Here is an 18,466-nt window from a genome sequence, read left to right as displayed (position 1 = left end):
GTTCTAATAAAACACGGTTCATTACATATTAAGTACTTTTTTGTATCTTTATTCCTATTTAATGACAAACTTTGTGTTGGTAAAATTGACCTTGTCAATGAATAGGAAGGAGTGAATTCTTCTGGGGAAGATACTTGATGCAAAAGCACTAACAAGTGCCATGGATGCAAGGGCAAAACACTACCAGGAACTCCGTGAACAAATGGTAGATTTAAAAAAAGCATTACAAGGTGTTTCTAACCTTGGTGACGACTTCACTGGAAAAGGTGCCGATAACATTAAAAGCTTTTATAAAGAACTGGCTGGAAATGTAGATATGTTTATCAGCTTCATTGATAAGCAAAAAGCCTTTCATGAAGGTGTTTCTGGGACACTTGATGATACGAGTTTTGGCGGCGAAACCTTCGTAGAAGAACACTTTTTAGACAACGCTGTACATATGGGCATCAAAAATGCCAAAAGCATTGTGAAGGATCAAAAAAAGGCGCTTAAAACGATTTTTCAAGACATCGACGACCTCATTTCTCTAGAAGTATTTGATAGTCAAACCTTTGATGAAAAAATTACAGATGCGGAAGACGAGCGAAAAAAGACAGTGAAAGACCTAAGAGAGCTTGATCAAAATTTAAAAGATGAATATGCTTTGTCAGAGACGGAGCAGCAAGCTACAATGGCATTGTATACGGAAATGATGAATGCCACAAATGACGGAAAAGCCATTTCGCCTATGAATTTTGACAAGAAAGCGTATCAAAATAGTGAAATCTACAAGGCAAAAAGCGATATTGAGAAGCAAACTTCCGAATATCTCAACATTAAAAAAGAACAACAGGAAGCCCGCGAGATCGCAAAGGAACAAGAAGCACTCGCCAACCGTCCTTGGTATGAAAAAGCACTTGATTATGGTGGGAATATCGTCAATGAATTAACTGGCGTGAACGATGCAAAACGCGCCGCTACAGGTGTTGACCCGATCACAGGTGAAGAGCTCACCGCAGGACAGCGCGTCGCAGCAGGCGGTATGGCAGCAGCAGGTTATATCCCAATCGTCGGATGGGCAGGTCGTATTTTCAAAGGTGGTAAAGCCGTCTATAAAACAACTCAAGCCACATCAGCCGCAGTCAGAGCAGTCGATATTTACAAGACATCGCAAAAATCCTTTGACGCCTTAAAAACATCTCAAAAAGGCTTATATGGTCTTACCGCCACCAACGGCTTCAGCGAAGCGATTACAGGGCGTGATATGTTTGGGAATAAGATCTCAAAAGAACAGCAGGAAGCGAGTATGAATGCGGCTCTGGGAATGCTTTTGCCGTTTGGGGCGAAAGGGATTCACGGTAAAATAGGGGTTAAGGCTACAAATAAAAACAAGTCATATGAGCAATCTCGAAATGAAGCATTGGTTTGGTTGGAGGAAAGAGGCTTCAAATCTGAAAAACAAACCTTTGGAAAATTTGGATATACTAGAAATAAACCTATAGGTAGACAAACTGAGGACGGTAAAGTAGGTTTCCGAATCGAACATGATAGTAGAAGTGGTGCTCATATTAACGTTTGGGCTGGGAAAGAAAAGGGACCGCATTTTCAATTTGATGCATCCGAAAAAACAGTTAAAAAAATACAAAAACATTTTAGATAAAGGGGTTAATTTTATTGAATACTTATGATGAAGATCTAATAAAGGATTTGGAATTAAAAGACCTTCTTAATTGTGTCAAAGTAAATAAAAATCCAGAAATTTATTTAGATTTAATAGAACAAAAATTTGAATTTGATGGGTCGAAAATAGATTGGTTACAAACTAATAACCATCATAGTAAGAACTCAAATAATGAATCTTTACTTCCTGATGCTCTTCTATTTATAACTGAATTAAAAGAAAAATATTTAGCTAATAACTTACAAGTAATTTACATAGGGGATAATCTTACAGAGTTTGGGTACCAGTTTGAATTAAAGCATATAGAAGAGTTACTAGTCTATTTTTTAGATATCCCACAGCATCACTACTTTGTACCATTAGAAGGTGATTGGTGTATTTGCATTTCTTATGAAAACTATTTGGATTTCGGTTTTAGTTTAAACAAGAAATAATTTTAAGCGTCACGTATAGGAAAAATAAAAGATTATAGAAAGTAGAAAAACCTTGATTGACTTTATGCCTTTCAAGGTTTTTGCGTTTATTGGGCTTTAAACCGAGAAAAAGCCGACAAAAAGGGAACCTTTTTCAGCGTGGATCATCAGTACATATTGTGTGAATAAGAATGCCAAAAGCATTGTGAAGGGTCAAAAAAGGCATGTGAAACGATTTTAAGGACATTCATGACCTCATTACGAAGGGTTTGTTTCTATCACGAAAAAAAGACAAAGGACTAAAATAAACATTACAAGTCTGAAAGCATACTCATACGGGTGTGCTTTTTCTTATAGCAAAAGAGCACCCAAAAACCTGCACAGCATTTGCTGAAAACATTTGGGCTTCTTTGACGCAGGGGAGTTGATTAGACTTATAACCAAAGGGAAGAAGGGAGGAATTCGAACTGCACTTAACCAAAAGGGGTACGACTTTATTATCGATGCTGATTCACACGACATCTTATTTATCAATTGAAGATTTACAGAACCGACTGAATGTCTCTACTCGAACCGTCTACTCTGAAATCAAACGAATGAATAGCTGGCTGAAAACTCATGAGCTTAGTGGCGTTCAGCGAAAAGATCAACTTGGCTACTACTTACTCACACATGAAAAAAAAGTCATTATTCAAAAAGCGAACACCATTCTCGTTGGTTCTGATTATGAACCATGTGTAAAGGAAAGAAGGGCGATCCTGCTCTTATCCATTGCATGCAGTGAGAAACGTCTAAAAATTGATGATTTTATGAAGCTGACCAAAGTGAGCCGAAATACATTGCTTGAAGATATGAAACAGCTAAAAGAAGCACTTTCAAAGCAGCAGCTCACGCTTCACTATCAGGCAGCCTGCGGCTATTTGATTTCAGGAAAAGAAAGAATGATTCGATTGGCGCTGAAACCTTATATTCATTCCATTCGCACCATGATAAAAAACGAAAAAGCGTTTCCATCTTTTTGGTTAAAGGGGCCAATTTCATATAAGCGGTTAAAGCATCTCCTCGAGCAGTCAGAACAAGAGCTTAAGCTCGAGTTTGCAGATGACATGCTGGATCAGCTCTCTTTGGATCTCTTTTTCTACTTTAAGCGGATGAAGCTAGGACGTGCTGTACACCTTTCAAACGAAGAAAAGCGTACATTGCAGGAAACAGATGAATGCTTGGAGGCTATTCGTTTCATGGCACGAATTCAAAAAGAAACTGGCCTTCAAGTTCATGATGATGAAATCTATTTTCTTAGCACTCTATGGCTCAGCGCCAAGAAACAAAAGCTTCCATCAAGTCAAAAGCCAGAAGAGCATCTCATTCGCACCATTGCCAGACAAATGATTGTTAATTTTCAGCGATATGCATGTATCTCCTTTCAAGAGTACGAAGCCTTGGAGCAAAACTTAACCATGCATCTCATTCCTGCCTATTACAGACTCATCTATCACATCGATATCAACAATGAATTAACAGAATCTATTAAAAAAACACAGCCAGAGGTGTTTGACATCACTCAAAAGGTCGTATGCCATTTAGAAAAGGCGACCTGCTCCAAGATAAGTGATCATGAAATTGCTTACGTGGCGATGCATTTTGGTGGTTGGATGAGAAGAGAAGGGATTTCGCCAATTGTGCGGCGTTCTGTATACATTGTTTGCGGCGAAGGAATTGGCACAAGTCATATGCTGAAAACACAGCTTATCGAATTAATCGGTTATATCGATGTACGTGATCTATTATCAAAGCGCTCATATGAACAACTGTCATCGATTGATGTCGACTTTGTTGTGTCAACAACACCTATTTCGTTTAAAGGAAAGCCAGTTCATCTCGTTCATCCCATCCTTACTGCCTATGAGAAAAAAACCTTACTTCAATATGGAGAAGGTGCAGAAACTAGGTTTGATGAGAAAAATGTGAACGCTTTATTCAACATCATTCAACAACATACCATCGTACAAAATGAAAATGCACTGCTTCGTGATCTTAAAGCGCTACTGCATCCCGCATATGTATCCCATCAGAAAGGGTGGAAACCAGTGTTAAACGATTTATTAACAGAAAAAACCATTCATCTCCAACAAACAGCAGAAACATGGCAAGAGGCCATCACAAAAGCAGCGCAGCCTTTACTCGATCAAAATGCCATTCAGAAAGGTTATGTGGAGGCCATGATTCAGTCCGTTCATCAAAATGGACCTTATATTGTGATCGCGCCACAAGTAGCCATTCCGCATGCTAGACCAGAGGACGGCGTGAACGAATTAAGCATGTCACTCATGTCATTCGAACGGCCCGTTTTTTTCTCTAAGGATGAAAAAAAACAGGTTCGTCTCATCATTGTGCTAGCAGCCATTGACAGTATCACTCACCTGAAAGCGCTCAAACAGCTGACCATGCTGTTAAGTGATGAAAAACGGAGGAAACAACTGGTTGAAGCAAAGGAATTAGCATCGGTACAAAAACTAGTTGATCAATTTTCACAACGATAAAGGAGGAAAAAGAGAATGAAAAAAATTCTTGTTGTGTGCGGAAACGGATTAGGAAGCAGCTTTATCGTAGAAATGAATGTCAAAAAAGCATTAGAAGAGTTAGGACTTGTAGCTGAAGTGGACCATACCGATCTCAGCACAAGTAAAAATGAACTGGCTGATCTATATATCGGAGCAACAGACATTATCGATCAGCTGGATGACGGCACAAGAAAAGTCGCTGGATTAAATAACTTGTTAGACCAGGAAGCCATTAAAGACGTCCTTCGTAAACACATTTAAGCCACGAAAAAGGGGGATTCACATCATGATAGAACTGATCATGAACGATATATTGGGCACACCAGCCATTCTCATCGGTTTGTTTGCACTAGCTGGTTTACTTTTGCAGAAAAAATCAGCTGCCGATACAGTATCAGGCACCTTAAAAACAACGATGGGTTTTTTAATATTAGGAGCGGGCGCCACAGTCGTGTCTGATTCACTTGGCGTTTTTCGAAAAATGTTTGAAGCAGCGTTTCACATTCAAGGGGTTGTCCCAAATACAGATGCCATGGCAGCCATTGCTCAAAAGGAATTCGGGACACAGACGGCTCTCATTATGATTTTTGGCATGCTGGTCAATTTATTATTGGCAAAATTCACCCCCTTTAAATACGTCTTTTTAACAGGACACCATACCTTGTATATGGCTGCAATGCTCGCAGTCGTTCTTTCGACAGCAGGAATGCAAGGAGCGCTTCTTGTCACTATCGGTTCAATTATATTAGGGACCGCTATGGTCATTGCACCCGCTATTCTTCAGCCATTCACAAGGAAAGTCACTGGAAGCGATGATCTTGCGCTTGGACACTTCAGTACCTTCGGTTATTTTACAGCGGGAATGATCGGAAAATGGATCGGTCGTCCAGAGAGATCAACAGAAACCATTCAAGTGCCTAAATCACTCGGCTTTCTACGAGATACATCTGTGGCCATTTCAATCACGATGGCTTTGCTCTTCTTTGCGATTGCACCGTTTGCTGGGATTTCCTTTATAGAACAAATGAGTGGGGGCACGAACTTCGCCGTCTTCATTCTCATCCAGGCGATAACCTTTGCTGCTGGTGTGTACATTATTTTAGCCGGGGTTCGGATGGCAATCGGTGAAATCGTGCCTGCTTTCAAAGGGATTGCCGATCGTTTTGTGAAAGGGGCAAAACCGGCACTTGACGCACCAACCGTTTTTCCATTTGCTCCAAATGCAGTCATTATCGGTTTTTTATGCAGCTTTGCAGGAGGCATTGTATCCATTTTTCTTTTACCTTTGTTTGGTTTAACTGTCATTGTTCCTGGTCTAGTCCCGCACTTTTTTTGCGGCGCTACAGCAGGAGTGTATGGCAATGCAACAGGAGGCGTGAGAGGGGCTGTCGCTGGGGCATTTGCAAATGGATTGCTTCTTTCTTTTTTACCTGCTTGTTTATTACCTGTGTTAGGAACCCTTGGTTTTGAAGGGACAACTTTTGGAGATACAGACTTTGGTATCATCGGAATCTTGATTGGATTGATCAAGCTTTTATTTCAACTGTAAAAAGGAGGATTCTGAGAATGACAGCCATTTTTTCACCTTCGCTGATGTGCATGGATTTAACGCACTTCCGCGAACAAATTCATATTCTCAACACGAGAGCAGATCGATATCATGTCGACGTCATGGATGGTCATTACGTGAAAAATATCACCTTATCACCCTTTTTCATAGAACAGCTTCGAAAACTGACAGATAGACCAATTGATGTGCATCTTATGGCAGAATACCCCCAAGAATTTTTAATCGATGCCTGCATTGATGCAGGCGCAAGCATGATCTGCTTACACCCAGAGGTCGTGCAAAGAGACGTTTTTAGAATCATTCGGCATATCCATCAAAGAGACTGCGAGGTTGGCTTTGTCTTAAATCCCGCCACACCAATTGCAGTGTTAGATACCTATCTACATTTAATAGACCGAGTGACGATCATGACGATTGATCCAGGCTTTGCAGGGCAGCCTTTTATTAAAGAAATGCTTCAGAAAATGAAACAGGTGAAAGATGTAAAAGAGAAGGGAGGCTACTCGTTTTCAATTGAAGTAGACGGCTCTTGTAATGAGAGCACGTTCCGGCTGCTTGCTGAGGCTGGAAATGAGATCTATATTATCGGTACCTCAGGTTTATTTGGACTTCACAAACAACTCGACACGGCTTGGGAGACAATGAAGCAATTATTTACAAAAGAAACGGCCTCAATTGAATCACGTTAGTAAAAGAGGATGAAATCCATCCTCTTTTTTACGCAACTTTACTAAAACCTCACATCTAACCAAAACATACTCAAAAACAAAATAAAAAATCACAAATTCACACTTGAAAGCGCTTTATCAACATGTTATCCTTCAAATATCTTTAGTAAATATTTAGTCAAAAACCAAGAGGAGTTTGCTATGACCACACTCAAAGATATTGCTCATGATGCAAAAGTGTCCGTATCCACTGTATCCCGTGTGTTAAATGGCGATCAAACCCTTGCCGTTTCTCACGTAACAAGACAAAACATCCTCGACATTGCAAAGAAGTTAAACTATACCCCAGTGAGAGCAAGAAAAGCCGATCAAGCAGAGGAAAAAAGCCCATCTGAATCCCCAGTCATCGGTATCGTTGTCGCTCAATCCATTGACGAAGAATTAAATGACCCCTTTTTTTCATCGATTCGAAAAGGAATTGAAAAAGAATATGCCAAACAAGGGCTCTCCACCCTCCATACCTTTCGCCTGAGAAGCATGGATAAAGGGGCGATGCTAAAGGATATTGACGGTTTGATCGTCATTGGACGAATTAGCCCTGATACGGTGGAAAAAATGACAAATCGAATGGAACACATTGTTTTTATTAATCATTATGCGGATGAGGATTTGTATGATTGTGTACATGTCGATTTTGTCAGAGCGGCAGATCGAGCGATTCGCCATCTGCAATCGCTTGGCTATACACATATAGGCTATATTGGCGGAAAGGAGCGAGAGCATTATTTCGAAGGTAATGCTGTGATTGAGGACGAAAGACAAACGACGTTTATGAAAAGAATGCAAGAGGCAGGTAGTCTTCATCTGGATGACATCCATATTGGAGAATACTCCATGCAAGAAGGCTATACGCTCATGCAGAAGGCCATTAAAAAAGGAAACCTGCCACAAGCCTTTTTTATCGGAAGTGATTCAATGGCGATCGGTGCAATGCGAGCGCTCAACGAAGCCGGTCTGCGTGTTCCTTTCGATGTATCCATTGTTGGGTTTAATGACATTGAAGCGGCTTCATTTTCAAGCCCGCCGCTTACAACCGTCAAAGTATATACAGAAGAAATGGGGGAAGTCGGTCTGAAGCTTTTGCTTGAGAGAATAAACGGCAGAAAGCTTCCTCTAAAAGTCGTCGTGCCAACAAAACTCATCGAAAGAGGCAGCACATGTCTCATCCATGAAAGGGGGTGAACCCGAGATTTCAGCAAACAAAAAAGAGACAAAAAAGCAGAAAGCAAGCTGCTTCGCATGATGGCCAGATCATGCGAAGAACAAGGCAGCCTACCGGTATGCTCTCTTATCTCTTTGAAAAGAATAGAATTCCAGTATAATGGACTTCTTTTGTTTCCGCAACTGCATGAATTCTACCGATTATCGTCTGAATTTTCAGTGATTAAAAGGAGGAAACCATGAATAAAAAAATCATGCTACTCACTGCGGCCTTTATCTTGACCATTCTTTTGTCTGCTTGTAGCAATAGCGGAACGTCCGAAGCAAACGGAAAGGTCACCCTAACTCTCTTTTCGACGATGAGCAACAGCGGGGAAAGAAAAGCGTTTGAAGAAGTGATTCGTGAGTTTGAAAAAGAGCATCCACATCTTCGAATCGATGCCAACTTCCCAGGCAACAGCTATGAAGATACGATCCGCGTCAAAATGGGGGCAAACGATATGCCGGATCTGTTTGACACACATGGCTGGGCAAAACTGCGCTACAGCGAGTATGTGGCTGATTTAAAAGAAATGGATTGGGTGAAACAGCTTGATCCTTCACTCGATCAAATTTTAAAGGACCAAGATGGCAAAGTATACGCGTATCCGCTGAATCAAGCAAAAGACGGGCTTAGCTTTAATGCCAATCTATTAAAGGACTATGACATTGAAATCCCTAGAACACTTGATGAGCTAAAATCCGCTTTGCTGACAGTGAAGGAAAAGAGCAAAGGAGAGGTTGTGCCGCTCTGGATACCAGGAGGAGACAACTCAAATATCGCCCAAGTCTTTGATGAACTCGCCACACCTTTATTGATCACCAGTCCAAACCACCGATACGGAAAAGACCTTGAAAACGGATCATTTGATTGGTCTCTCTATACACCGCTTGCACAGTTCATGAAGGAGCTGAAGGATCAAGATCTTTTAAACAAAGATGTCCTCACAGCAAAACTATCTCAAGCACCTGAACTGATGGCACAAAACAAAATAGCCTTCACCTTTGTCGGAGGCTCATTAGGACCTGAAGCATCTGAACTCAATCCATCGATCAAAGTAGGGACGATGCCAGTTCCATCTATTCATGAAGGAGATAAGCAAAGCTGGATTGGAGGAGAACGGTTTACGGTCGCTGCATGGAAAGACTCCAAGCATCTAAAAGAAGCAAAACAATTCATTGATTTTCTCGCAAAGCCTGAAAATGCGAAAAAGATCGCAGAAGGCACATCCTCTGAAGCAGCCTTAACGCAAGTGAAAGCGAAAAACTATTACTCTACGTTTTACGATCAATACGAACAGGTGAAGATTGAACCGTATTTCGATCGAAAATACTTACCAAGCGGCATGTGGGCTGTCATGGCAACATCGGGTCAAGAATTATTAGCAGGCTCCATTACACCAGAACAATTATCGAAGAAGATGGAAGAAGAATATAAGCGTCTGAAAAAACAATAGCAGGCTCATGCTGAAACAGGAGTGAAGCCAATGAATGACATCACAAAAGCACAGCAGCCAGCCGCATTCACCTCTTTACCAAAACAGAAAATGAAAAAAAGCCAGAATTCATCCCTTTGGTGGATGTACTTGCCAGCTGTTCTCGTCGTCAGTACCTTTATCATTTATCCTTTTTTGAACGGAATTCAGCTATCTTTTACGAATTGGAATGGGTTCTCACAAACTTATGAATGGATTGGGCTGGATCAATATAAGCGCCTGCTTCAGGACTCAACGACATGGCTTGTTGTTAAAAATACACTTCTATACGGCATCGGTAGCACCATCTTACAAAATATCATCGGACTTGGATATGCTCTTTTATTAAATCAAAGCTTAAAAATGAGAGCGATCGCAAGAACAATTGTCTATTTACCTGTCATGATTAGTCCGATTGCGATGGGCTATATTTGGTATTTTGTGTTTGCTTACCAAGGCGGTGCCTTAAACGATGTGGTGACGCTTTTTGGATTTGATCAAATGAATGCGCTTGGCAATCCGCAACTAAACACATGGATCATTGTGCTCGTCAACACCTATCAATTCGTCGGGATCGCAATGATCATTTATTTAGCAGGACTGCAAAGCATTCCTAAGGATTATTATGAAGCCGCACAATTAGACGGTGCATCCAGCCTCCAGCAATTCAGGCGAATTACATTGCCTCTCCTTATACCGTCTATCACCATTAATGTTGTGCTAAATGTCATTGGCGGGCTCAAGCTCTTTGATGTCATTGTGGCGCTTACTGGCGGCGGACCTGGAGATTCCTCGCAATCGATGTCGACCTTTATGTATGATCTGTATTTCAAACGTCAGGATGCAGGCTATGCAGCAACGCAAGGGGTCTTCATGGCGGTCATCATCCTTGTCATTAGTGTCGCAGCGTTGATGTATTTCAAACGAAAGGAGACCGAGGTGTGATGGAAAATGCCTTTAAACGTAAGAAGAGATGGTACACCTTCCTCGCCCTTTTGGTGACACTGCTTCATCTCCTTCCATTTTATATCTTGGTGACGACATCATTAAAGGGGATAGGAGATTTTAGTTCAAAATGGCTGTTTCCTAAAGCGCTTCATCTTGAAAACTTTCGCACGGCATGGACAGAGGCTCAGCTTGGCCAATCCTTTTTGAATACCGTGATCATTACGTTCAGCTCTGCTGTATTTCTCATCTTTCTTGGCTCTCTTGCAGCCTATCCGCTCGCAAGGAGAAGCACAAAGCTAAATCAAGCAGTTTATGTTTTATTCATCGCCATTATGGTCATTCCACCACTCACAGCCCTTGTCCCGCTCTATAAAATGGTCGTTCAAATCGGGATGATGAACACCTATCAAATCGCTATTTTAAATAATGTCGCTGCTTTTTTGCCGCTAACGATTTTCTTATATGCAGGCTTTATCCGGTCAACCATTCCAAAGGAGCTTGAAGAAGCAGCCCGTATTGATGGAGCTGGGACACTTAGAGTTTTTTTCACCGTCGTTTTTCCGCTCCTGAAACCCATTACCGCTTCTGTTTTAATCATTGCCTGTGTGTATATTTGGAACGACTATCAATTTGCCATCTTCTTTTTGCAAGATAAAGAGATGCATACACTCACAGTCGCCTTATCCCATTTTTTTGGTCAAAATCAACATCAACTTCAGCTCGTTGGTGCTGCTGCGCTCATTGCAATGCTGCCGATGGTGACGATGTTTTTACTGTTGCAAAAATATTTTATCGCAGGGCTTTCACAAGGCTCTGTCAAAGGGTAGTTCAATATGGATGCGAAAAGGAGAGTCGTCTATGTCTAAAATTACATTTATCGGTGCAGGGAGTACCGTGTTTGCTAAAAATATATTAGGAGATTGTTTGTTCGTCCCTGCACTAACCGGTTTTGAATTCGCTTTATATGATATCGACCACAACCGGCTGAAAGAATCCGAAACGATGCTCCGCCATTTAAAAGAGAACTACGGTGCACATGTGGCCATTAAGTCCTATCACAACCGAAAAGAAGCCTTAAAGGATGCGAAATATGTGATCAATGCCATCCAGGTTGGAGGCTACCGGCCAAGCACGGTGATTGATTTTGAGATTCCGAAAAAATATGGGTTAAGACAAACGATTGCGGATACGGTTGGCATCGGCGGCATCTTCCGCTTCCTTCGAACAATTCCTGTGATGCTTGATTTTGCAAAGGAGATGGAAGAGGTTTGCCCAAATGCTTTATTGTTAAATTACACAAATCCAATGGCCACACTGACAGGTGCGATGCTGCGCTATACACAGGTTCAAACGGTGGGTCTTTGTCATAGTGTGCAGGTGTGTACAAAGGATCTATTTGAATCACTTGAAATGGATCATGAAGGCATTGAAGAAAAAATTGCCGGCATTAATCATATGGCATGGTTATTAGAAGTGAAACGGGACGGAAAAGACTTGTATCCAGACATCAAAAAAAGAGCAAAAGAAAAGCAGCAATCGCGGCATCATGATATGGTACGTTTTGAGCTGATGGATAAATTCGGGTACTATGTCACTGAATCCTCAGAGCACAATGCCGAATACCATCCTTATTTCATTAAATCACGCTATCCAGAACTGATCGGTCAATTTAACATTCCGCTTGATGAATACCCGAGACGCTGCGAGGAACAAATCAACAACTGGAATACCATGAAGCATGACCTTGTGGGCAATACACAGATCACACATATTCGCTCAAAAGAATATGGTTCTCGTATCATTGAAGCGATCGAAACGAACGTTCCCTTTAAATTTGCTGGGAATGTGCTGAACACAGGAGGCCTCATTCACAACCTGCCTGAAAAAGCGTGTGTCGAAGTGCCGTGTGTTGCAGATCGGAGCGGTATCATGCCATGCTATGTCGGAGAGATCCCTGAACAATTGGCTGGACTGAACCGGACCAATATCAACTCACAGCTCATGACAATCGAAGCAGCAATCAGCGGCAAAAAAGAGCACATTTATCAAGCGGCATTACTTGATCCACACACAAGCGCTGAACTATCGATTGATGACATCATCAAATTATGCGATGAACTCATTGAAGCACATGGTGAGATGCTTCCGCATTTTGCAGAACCGAATCAATATGCCGCATCAACCAACTTACAGAAATAAACCAGCCTCTACCTGATGCTACGCGCATCAGGTTTTTTTATGCTGCAAAAAGAGGATTGACTGAAACCGTTTTTAATATTATGATTTTTCTAAAGTTAACCAACAGTTAATCAAAAATACATCATGAATGAATCACATTCCGGAATCATTTCTCACAAACAAATGGACGGTTGGCAACCTTTCACACGTTAGAGCAAGCTTTTATCACAACGTAAACCAAAACGACAATAATATTTGACAAAGAGTGTATACAGATGGGCGCCCATTAGATGAGACAATGACAACCAAACACATCCTATAAGCATGACATTTTTTCATAAAAAGGAGAGAGGGAACATGACCAAAACAGATGTACAAATGTTGAAAAATTATATTGGCGGACAATGGATTGAGGCAGAAACCAGTCAAACAGAGGCAGTAGATAACCCAGCTACTGGCGAGATCATCGCAGAAGTGCCGCTATCAACAAAAAAAGATGTCGAACGTGCGGTACAGGCAGCACAACAAGCATTTACCACTTGGTCGAAAACCCCCGTTCCCCGCCGTGCCCGCATTTTATTTAAATATCAGCAGTTACTCGTTGAAAAATGGGATGAGCTGGCTGAACTCGTCACGATTGAAAACGGAAAAAGCATAACAGAAGCAAAAGGAGAAGTGCAGCGCGGGATTGAATGTGTCGAATTTGCCGCTGGTGCACCAACCTTAATGATGGGAAAACAATTACCAGATATCGCATCAGGACTCGAATCTGGCATGTACCGCTATCCAATTGGCGTCATCGGCGGGATTACACCATTTAACTTTCCGATGATGGTCCCTTGCTGGATGTTTCCGCTTGCCATTGCGTGCGGAAATACGTTTGTTTTAAAACCTTCAGAGCGCACGCCGATTCTTGCCGCGCGTTTAGCCGAGCTATTTGAAGAAGCAGGTCTTCCAAAAGGGGTTCTCAACATTGTCAATGGGGCTCACGATGTCGTCAACGGTCTGCTTGAACACCAAAAGGTCAAAGCCATTTCATTTGTCGGCTCTCAGCCAGTCGCAGAATACGTCTATAAAAAAGGCACAGAGCATGGCAAACGTGTCCAAGCACTTGCAGGAGCAAAAAATCACTCCATTGTTCTCAAAGATGCAGATTTAGACGCGACAACGAAACAAATCATTGGTGCTGCCTTTGGATCAGCAGGAGAGCGCTGCATGGCTGCGGCCGTTGTCGCAGTGGAAGAAGAAGTGGCAGATGAGCTCATTCAAAAATTAGTTGATGAATCGAACGAGCTCGTCATTGGAAATGGAATAAATGAAGAGGTCTTTCTTGGTCCAGTCATTCGAAAGGAACATAAAGAACGAACGCTTCAATACATCCAGTCAGGGATTGAAGAAGGCGCAAGTCTCATTCGTGATGGCAGGAAAGATCACGAAACAAATGGAAAAGGGTATTTCGTTGGACCAACGATCTTTGACCATGTGACAAATCAAATGAAAATTTGGCAGGACGAGATTTTCGCCCCAGTCTTATCCATTGTTCGTGTCTCTTCACTAACAGAAGCAATCGACCTGTCCAATCAATCAAAATTTGCGAACGGTGCCTGCCTGTACACAGACAGTGCATCAAGCATCAGAGAATTTCGCGAAAACATCGACGCAGGGATGCTCGGCGTCAATATCGGTGTTCCTGCACCAATGGCATTTTTCCCGTTTTCCGGCTGGAAGGATTCTTTCTACGGGGACTTGCACGCCAATGGAACAGACGGAGTAGAGTTTTACACAAGAAAGAAAATGGTGACCGCGCGTTATATGTGATCAACAATCATGAATAAGCTAAGAAAATGCAGTTCCAAAAGGAGAACTGCATTTTTTTGTTGTCTCCTAGTCAAAAAGTAAGGGTTTTCATCGTTGTTTTAGCAGCGATTCTCCCAAGAAATCATCCTTTGTATTCATTCTTCATCAGCGTCTATCAACATAATTTGAAATTGGGCGTAAACCCCAAGATTAGGAAGATGAAAACAGGAGGAAAATGACACGATGAGAAAGAGGATGAAGTGCGGTTTAGGTTTATTGATTCTTGCTTTGGTACTAAGCTGTATACCTGTATATGATGCGAGTGCAGCAAGTACCCCCATTGCAAAACGAGTAGGAAATGCAAATCCGCTCATAGACCATCACCTGGGGGCGGATCCGTTTGCGCTCACCTATAACGGAAGAGTGTACATTTATATGTCGAGCGATGACTATGAGTATCACAGCAATGGAACGATTAAGGACAATTCTTTTGCAAATTTGAATAGGGTTTTTGTCATCTCTTCGGCAGATATGGTGAACTGGACAGATCACGGAGCGATTCCAGTAGCAGGTGCCAATGGGGCCAATGGCGGGAAAGGGATTGCCAAATGGGCAGGCGCTTCTTGGGCTCCAGCCGCTGCGGTGAAGAAGATCAATGGGAAGGATAAATTTTTCCTTTATTTTGCTAACAGCGGCGGAGGGATTGGCGTCCTGACAGCGGACAGCCCGATTGGTCCCTGGAAAGATCCTATCGGAAAAGCGCTCGTCACGCCAAATACACCAGGGATGTCCGGTGTTGTATGGCTGTTTGATCCAGCCGTATTTGTAGATGATGATGGGACCGGTTATCTATATGCTGGTGGAGGCGTTCCAGGCGGTTCAAATCCAACGCAGGGACAATGGGCCAATCCTAAAACAGCAAGAGTTCTGAAGCTAGGGCCTGACATGACAAGTGTGGTCGGTAGTGCATCAACCATTGATGCTCCTTTCATGTTTGAAGATTCAGGGATGCATAAGTATAACGGTACCTATTACTATTCCTATTGCATCAATTTTGGCGGCTCTCACCCAGCAGATAAACCACCAGGCGAGATCGGCTATATGACGAGCTCAAGTCCTATGGGTCCCTTTACGTATAAAGGACACTTCTTGAAAAATCCGGGTGCATTTTTCGGTGGCGGCGGTAACAACCATCATGCTGTGTTCAATTTTAAAAACGAGTGGTATGTCGTGTATCACACACAAACGGTGAGTTCTGCCTTATACGGAGCAGGGAAAGGCTACAGATCTCCCCACATTAATAAGCTTGTGCATAATGCTGACGGCTCCCTTCGAGAGGTCGCAGCCAATTTTGAAGGCGTTAAACAGCTTTCCAACTTAAATCCTTATCAACGGGTAGAAGCTGAAACATTCGCTTGGAATGGGCGCATTTTAACAGAGGCCTCCTCAGCACCTGGTGGGCCAGCCAATAACCAGCACGTCACAAACATTCAAAACGGCGATTGGGTGGCTGTCAGTAATGTCGATTTCGGATCGAGAGGTGCCAGAACCTTTAAAGCCAATGTAGCAGCCGCTTCAGGCGGACAAATTGAAGTACGTCTTGGCAGTCCAGACGGTAGAATTGCTGGAACACTCAATGTCCCTTCCACAGGCGGAAACTGGCGAGAAATAGAAGCGGCAGTAAACGGGGCAACGGGAGTACACAACGTATTTTTTGTCTTCAAAGGAAATGGTGCCAACCTATTCCAATTTGATTCCTGGCAGTTTACTCAAAGGTAAACAAAATCTGATGCTACGGCATCGATTAATGGTTGATGGGAGAGTGGGAAAATTTGATGTCCATAATCAAAAAACCAATTTGCACTTTATTGGTCTGCTTCACTATGTTGTCTGTCATGTTTTTAGGGCCTGGGGTAACTGAGGTGTCAGCGGCAGATGCGAATATTAATGTCAACGCGGAAAGACAAGTGATCCGCGGCTTTGGCGGAATGAACCACCCGGCCTGGATTGGTGATTTGACCGGCCCTCAAAGGGATACCGCCTTTGGCAATGGACAGAATCAGTTAGGATTCTCCATTTTACGGATTTATGTAGACGAGAACAGAAATAATTGGCACAGAGAAGTCGCCACCGCCAAAAGAGCGATAGAGCACGGCGCTTTGGTGATCGCTTCGCCTTGGAATCCTCCAAGCCAGATGGTAGAGACTTTCAACCGTAATGGTGCGTCTGCAAAGCGGCTGAGATACAATCAATACGCCGCATATGCTCAGCATTTGAATGATTTTGTGACATTCATGAAAAATAACGGCGTCAATCTCTATGCCATTTCTGTACAGAACGAGCCTGATTATGCACATGAATGGACATGGTGGACACCTCAGGAAATCCTGCGATTCATGAGAGAAAATGCTGGCTCCATTAATGCACGTGTGATTGCACCAGAATCCTTTCAATACCTTAAGAATATCTCAGATCCTATCTTAAACGATCCGCAGGCGCTTAGAAATATGGACATTCTCGGTGCCCATCTGTACGGAACCCAAATCAGCCAGCTTCCGTATCCTCTTTTCAAACAAAAAGGAGGGGGGAAAGAGCTGTGGATGACAGAGGTCTACTACCCGAATAGTGATAACAATTCAGCGGACCGCTGGCCTGAGGCATTAGGGGTATCAGAGCATATTCACCATTCAATGGTGGAAGGGGACTTTCAGGCGTATGTGTGGTGGTACATCCGGAGATCATACGGTCCTATGAAAGAAGATGGAATGATTAGCAAGCGTGGATACAACATGGCGCATTTCTCCAAGTTTGTGCGTCCAGGGTACGTCAGAATTGATGCAACGAAAAGCCCTGAACCGAATGTTTTCGTCTCAGCCTATAAAGGAAACAATCAGATCGTCATTGTCGCGATTAACAAAAACAATACAGGAGTCAATCAACACTTTGTCATGCAAAATGGAACTGCTTCCCAAGCGTCAAGATGGATCACGAGCAGCAACAGTAACCTTCAGCCTGGAACTGACTTAAACATATCAGGAAATCAATTTTGGGCACATCTCCCAGCTCAAAGTGTGACAACATTTGTGGTCAAACGCTAAAAAACACCAAAAGCCAATTTTCTCATTAACAAAGAAAATTGGCTTTTTCTGTGTAAATAGAAAGTTGATTTTTCACGACGTCTCCACTTTGGGTATAATAATAACAATGACTTCAGGAGAGTGATCATAATGCCAAAACTTCAAAGCAAAGTCTTGATTATAGATGACGAAAAAGAAATCTTAGAATTAATCCATACCGTATTAACAAGAGAAGGCATTGACCGGGTGATAACAGCTTCAACTGCCCGTGATGGGCTCTCACAATTCCATCAGGAACAACCTGATCTCGTCATACTGGATATTATGCTGCCAGACGGTGAAGGCTACGATATTTGCAAACAAATCAGAGACGTCTCGCATGTTCCGATTATCTTTTTATCAGCAAAGGGAGAGGAATCAGACAAAATTGTAGGACTTGCCATTGGCGGTGATGATTATATTACAAAGCCGTTCAGTCCAAAAGAAGTCGCCTACCGGGTAAAAGCCCAGCTTAGACGGTCGTCATACTTACAGCCTTCTCAAGCAGATCCCATCATCAAAAAAGGGCCATTTGAGTTAAACGAGCAGCAAGCCGAACTGACGAAAAACGGAGCGGCGATTGAGCTCACTCCGAAAGAACTTATGCTGATGACCTATTTCTTGCAGCACCCGAATCGCGTGATCAGTAAAGAAACGCTTTATCAAACGGTTTGGGGAGAGGATTTCTTCGGTTCTGATAATACGGTGATGGTTCATATACGAAGACTTCGGGAGAAAATAGAAAATTCCCCATCTACACCAGAATTTCTCGTAACGGTTAAAGGACTTGGCTATAAATTCGTTGTAAAGGATGCGTAAA

15 protein-coding genes are annotated in these 18,466 nt (G+C 42.5%); all 15 read left to right on the top strand.

Annotation, left to right across the window (positions count from 1 at the left end; translation table 11 throughout):
- Nucleotides 1-121 precede the first annotated feature (121 nt).
- The 15 genes from MHH41_RS08995 to MHH41_RS08925 all read left to right on the top strand — a co-directional run bounded on the left by MHH41_RS08995 (nucleotide 122) and on the right by MHH41_RS08925 (nucleotide 18,465).
- The gene (locus MHH41_RS08995; RefSeq protein WP_226805341.1) at nucleotides 122-1,639 is read left to right on the top strand and encodes a T7SS effector LXG polymorphic toxin; all 1,518 of its coding nucleotides are present in this window, start codon (nucleotides 122-124) and stop codon (nucleotides 1,637-1,639) included.
- Nucleotides 1,640-1,653: 14 nt separating this feature from the next.
- Nucleotides 1,654-2,094 carry a rhs-associated protein gene (locus MHH41_RS08990; protein WP_212046441.1) on the top strand — a complete coding sequence of 147 codons (441 nt, stop codon included), beginning with the start codon at nucleotides 1,654-1,656 and terminating at the stop codon, nucleotides 2,092-2,094.
- A 446-nt stretch (nucleotides 2,095-2,540) separates the two neighbouring features.
- Nucleotides 2,541-4,613 carry a BglG family transcription antiterminator gene (locus MHH41_RS08985; protein WP_340866670.1) on the top strand — a complete coding sequence of 691 codons (2,073 nt, stop codon included), beginning with the start codon at nucleotides 2,541-2,543 and terminating at the stop codon, nucleotides 4,611-4,613.
- 15 nt (nucleotides 4,614-4,628) lie between these two features.
- A complete protein-coding gene (locus MHH41_RS08980; RefSeq protein WP_050944853.1) occupies nucleotides 4,629-4,895 on the top strand; it encodes a PTS sugar transporter subunit IIB in 267 nt (88 codons plus the stop codon).
- Nucleotides 4,896-4,920: 25 nt separating this feature from the next.
- Nucleotides 4,921-6,183, top strand: a complete 1,263-nt coding sequence (locus tag MHH41_RS08975) for a PTS ascorbate transporter subunit IIC (RefSeq protein ID WP_309217424.1) — start codon at nucleotides 4,921-4,923, stop codon at nucleotides 6,181-6,183.
- Nucleotides 6,184-6,200: 17 nt separating this feature from the next.
- Nucleotides 6,201-6,893, top strand: a complete 693-nt coding sequence (gene alsE / locus MHH41_RS08970) for a D-allulose 6-phosphate 3-epimerase (protein WP_309217425.1) — start codon at nucleotides 6,201-6,203, stop codon at nucleotides 6,891-6,893.
- Between the two features lie 180 nt (nucleotides 6,894-7,073).
- Nucleotides 7,074-8,114, top strand: coding sequence for a LacI family DNA-binding transcriptional regulator (locus MHH41_RS08965; RefSeq protein WP_340866170.1), 1,041 nt, complete (start codon nucleotides 7,074-7,076; stop codon nucleotides 8,112-8,114).
- A gap of 218 nt (nucleotides 8,115-8,332) precedes the next feature.
- Complete coding sequence (locus MHH41_RS08960) at nucleotides 8,333-9,589, top strand: ABC transporter substrate-binding protein (protein ID WP_335349983.1); 1,257 nt, start codon at nucleotides 8,333-8,335, stop codon at nucleotides 9,587-9,589.
- A gap of 30 nt (nucleotides 9,590-9,619) precedes the next feature.
- Nucleotides 9,620-10,552: a carbohydrate ABC transporter permease gene (locus tag MHH41_RS08955; RefSeq protein ID WP_335349982.1), complete on the top strand. Its 933-nt coding sequence runs from the start codon at nucleotides 9,620-9,622 to the stop codon at nucleotides 10,550-10,552.
- On the top strand, nucleotides 10,552-11,382 hold the full coding sequence (locus MHH41_RS08950; RefSeq protein ID WP_340866669.1) for a carbohydrate ABC transporter permease: 831 nt from the start codon (nucleotides 10,552-10,554) through the stop codon (nucleotides 11,380-11,382). Before MHH41_RS08955 ends, MHH41_RS08950 begins: the two co-directional genes overlap by 1 nt.
- A 31-nt stretch (nucleotides 11,383-11,413) precedes the next feature.
- Nucleotides 11,414-12,754: an alpha-glucosidase/alpha-galactosidase gene (locus MHH41_RS08945; protein ID WP_340866167.1), complete on the top strand. Its 1,341-nt coding sequence runs from the start codon at nucleotides 11,414-11,416 to the stop codon at nucleotides 12,752-12,754.
- A gap of 336 nt (nucleotides 12,755-13,090) precedes the next feature.
- Nucleotides 13,091-14,551: a CoA-acylating methylmalonate-semialdehyde dehydrogenase gene (locus MHH41_RS08940; protein ID WP_340866166.1), complete on the top strand. Its 1,461-nt coding sequence runs from the start codon at nucleotides 13,091-13,093 to the stop codon at nucleotides 14,549-14,551.
- A gap of 222 nt (nucleotides 14,552-14,773) precedes the next feature.
- A complete protein-coding gene (locus MHH41_RS08935) occupies nucleotides 14,774-16,309 on the top strand; it encodes a glycoside hydrolase family 43 protein (RefSeq protein ID WP_003212282.1) in 1,536 nt (511 codons plus the stop codon).
- 53 nt (nucleotides 16,310-16,362) lie between these two features.
- Nucleotides 16,363-17,628 (top strand): glucuronoxylanase, encoded by a 1,266-nt coding sequence (locus tag MHH41_RS08930; protein WP_340866163.1) that lies wholly within the window; start codon nucleotides 16,363-16,365, stop codon nucleotides 17,626-17,628.
- Between the two features lie 129 nt (nucleotides 17,629-17,757).
- Nucleotides 17,758-18,465: a response regulator transcription factor gene (locus MHH41_RS08925; RefSeq protein ID WP_180310718.1), complete on the top strand. Its 708-nt coding sequence runs from the start codon at nucleotides 17,758-17,760 to the stop codon at nucleotides 18,463-18,465.
- The last annotated feature ends 1 nt before the right edge of the window (nucleotide 18,466 follow it).

Origin of the sequence: Bacillus sp. FSL K6-1145 (assembly GCF_038003425.1) — a bacterium.
GTDB lineage: Bacteria > Bacillota > Bacilli > Bacillales > Bacillaceae > Bacillus > Bacillus pumilus.
Note: the sequence above shows the minus strand (reverse complement) of the source record. Positions and strands in the feature narration are given on the sequence as shown.